This window comes from Rhizobacter sp. P2_H2 (genome assembly GCF_056403375.1).
On the sequence record NZ_JBFUFP010000724.1, the window covers coordinates 1 to 2873 of the forward strand.

Below are 2873 nucleotides of genomic sequence, written 5' to 3' on the forward strand. Positions count from 1 at the left end.
GCCTTCCGGCCAGCGGAAAGGGGTGATCAGGCCGGCCTCAGGCCGCCCGCCGCGCGACCGACGCCACCAGCGGGTGCGCGTTGAAATGCGCCAGCAGCCGCGACTTCTGCATCGCCGTCAGCGGCGCCGCGGCCATCATCGCCGGCCACTGCGCGCAGGCCGCCCGCACCGCCAGCCGGATGGCCGTGGCCGCCGGCTTCTCGGGAATGCGCAACGCCGCGCAGAACGCGCGCACCACGGCCGGCGACAACAGCAGGCGCGCACGCGCCGCGGCCTGGCCAGCCGGCGGCGCCAGGGTCGCCGGCAGCAGGGCCAGCGCATGCCCCTGGTGCCCGCTGTAGGCCGCGTACGCGACGATGTCGTAGGCGGGGCCGAGACGCGGGTGCACGCCGTCCGGATAGACCAGCCCGATRTTCTTCAGGTGCATGTCGGGGTTGCCCAGCATCTCGTTGACGACCAGGCGCCGCAACAGCTCGTGCACCGCCGCCTCGCCCAGGCTGTCGAAGCCCATCAGCACCGCCGCCACGTCCAGGCAGGTGCGCGGGCCGCCCTCGGCGCCGGTGCCGTACTTGTCCTCGGGCATCACGCCCAGCACCTGCGCGAAATCCTCGCAATGCACGCGACCGGCCTCGCCCCGGTCGAAGCGCCGCACCGCGAGAAACTGCGTGCGCGCATCGGCATCGCCCAGGTCGTAGCCATGCCGCACCGCGAGCTTCTCGAGCGGCTCCAGCCACGCCTCGCAGACCTCGACACCGGCCGCCGCGGCCAGCCGCAACGACAGCTGCTCCACCTCCGGCAGCAGCGGCTGCGCCACCACCGGCAGCTTCGCGATGATGTGGGTGTCGTGGTCCTTCGTGCGGGCCACGTAGCGGTCGCCGTCGCGGATCGCCCCCACCTTCGGCTGCACGCCCGACAGCGACACGCCGTCGTCCAGCGGCTCGGCGCTCACCGACATCTCCAGCGCGTCCTGCTGCTGCGTCACGCAGCGCGCCAGTTCGTCGCGCGACAGCGCCACCGGCAACGCGAGCAGCTGGCCCGGCAGGTCGCGACCGCAGGCGGCCAGCATCTCGAAGTGATCGCGCGGGTCGCAGCCCCGCAGCTCGGCCACCCGGTCGCGGAACACGCCCTCGGGCAGCAGGTTCTGGAAGAACGACGGCAGYAGCCAGCCGTTGCGGTTCGAGAAGCGGCCGTTGAAGGCCGTCGACCTGACGTCGCGCCACAGCGCCTGCTGCTGCAGCGGCGCATCGGCCAGCCAGCCCGCCGAGACCGTCGGTGCGCCGGCGATCTGTATGAATTCTTCATCCGCGACGAAGCGCGTCACCACGGTGTCGGCCGCCAGCGTGTATCGAAACAGCACACCGATGCGCCGCCCCTCGCCCAGGAAGATGCCGAGCGCCTGGACGTTCATCGGGCCGGGCGCACGCTCTCGAGCGCCGCCGCGACGCGTGACTTCACCTGCGGCTCGGTCGTCTGCGCCCCGGCATCGACCGCCGCTGCCGCGGCCCGCGGCACCAGCACCACGTCCAGCCCCAGGCGGTCGGCCACCGCCAGCAAGGTGCTCAGCTTGAAATCCTCGCGCCCGCTCAGCACGTTCGTCAGCGTGCGCTGCGAGACACCGGCCTGCTCACGCAACTGCGCCTGCGTCAGCGTCGACGCCTCGAGCGACGCCCGCACCACACCCGACAGATCACCCACAGAGTTCATGGCAGCAAAGTAGTCGAATTGATGTTTCGACTACTTTGCAGTGTATGCCCCTGCGCCAGAAGTGGCAATGAATTGCCACTTCATGGATATCGACTACTTTGCTTCCATCAGCGTTGGTACACCCGCACGTAGTCGACATCCATGCGCTGCGGGAACACCGTGGCGCCGTTCGGCGCACCCGGCCAGTTGCCGCCCACCGCGACGTTCAGCAGGATGTGGAAGCGCTTGTCGAACGGAGCCGGGAAGGCGCCGCCACTCGACCACCACTGGGTTTGCGTGTTGTACAGCGTGCCGTCGACATAGTGGCGGATGACGCCCGGCTCCCACTCCACCGCGTAGGTGTGGAAATCGGTGAGGATGCTGCTGGCCGGCACGAAGGGCTTGCCCGAGTTCGTGTTGTTCGGCCAGGCGCCGCCGTAGTGCAGCGTGCCGTAGACGTTGTTGCCGCCGGCCGCGCCGGCGTTCACGGCCTCCATGATGTCGATCTCGCCGCTGGCCGCCCAGCCGCCGTAGACCGAATCGGACGGCAGCATCCAGAACGCCGGCCACAGGCCCTGCCCGCCCGGCAGCTTGATGCGCGCTTCCATGCGGCCGTACAGCCAGTCGCCCTTGTTCAGCGTGCGCAGYCGCGCCGAGGTGTAGTCGCGGCAGCCGTCGGTCGAGCAATAGCGCTCCTTCAGTGCCTTGATGCTCAGTACGCCGTTGGCCACCGAGGCGTTCTCGGGCCGCGCGGTGTAGTACTGCAGTTCGTTGTTGCCGCCACCCCCGCCGTTCACCTCGAAGCCCCACTTGTTGCCATCGATCGCGCTGCCGTTGAACTCGTCCTGCCACACCAGGCGCCAGCCTGCGGGCGGTTGCGTCGGCGGCTGGTTCGGCGGCGTCGTCGTGTCGCCGCTGCCGGCCGAGAAGGCCCAGCGCTGGTTGGCCTGCGTGCCGGTGCAGTCCCACTGCTGCAGCTTGCCGCCCGACGCGGTGCTCCATTCGGCCACGTCCAGGCACTTGCCGCTGTGGCGCGCGACGACCTGGTAGCCGTCGGGCGTCGCGTTGACGAGGAAGCGCTGGTTGTCGCCGGCGGTGTCGGTCCACTGCGTCAGCAGCGCGCCGTTCGCGGTGGAGACGCCGGCGATGTCCAGCGACTGGTGCGTCTGCGCGTTCGAGAAGCGGTAGGC

Annotated in this window: 3 protein-coding genes; all 3 read right to left on the bottom strand. The window is 70.1% G+C overall.

The window, feature by feature from the left end; all coding sequences use genetic code 11:
* Positions 1 to 37: 37 nt before the first annotated feature.
* Positions 38 to 1408, bottom strand: a complete 1371-nt coding sequence (locus AC1D15_RS25285) for a type II toxin-antitoxin system HipA family toxin (RefSeq protein WP_477828148.1) — start codon at positions 1406 to 1408, stop codon at positions 38 to 40.
* The gene (locus AC1D15_RS25290) at positions 1405 to 1704 is read right to left on the bottom strand and encodes a helix-turn-helix transcriptional regulator (RefSeq protein ID WP_477828149.1); all 300 of its coding nucleotides are present in this window, start codon (positions 1702 to 1704) and stop codon (positions 1405 to 1407) included. Before AC1D15_RS25290 ends, AC1D15_RS25285 begins: the two co-directional genes overlap by 4 nt.
* A 107-nt stretch (positions 1705 to 1811) precedes the next feature.
* Positions 1812 to 2873, bottom strand: a 1062-nt coding sequence (locus tag AC1D15_RS25295) for an RICIN domain-containing protein (RefSeq protein ID WP_477828150.1), incomplete at its 5' end; no start/stop codon positions are given.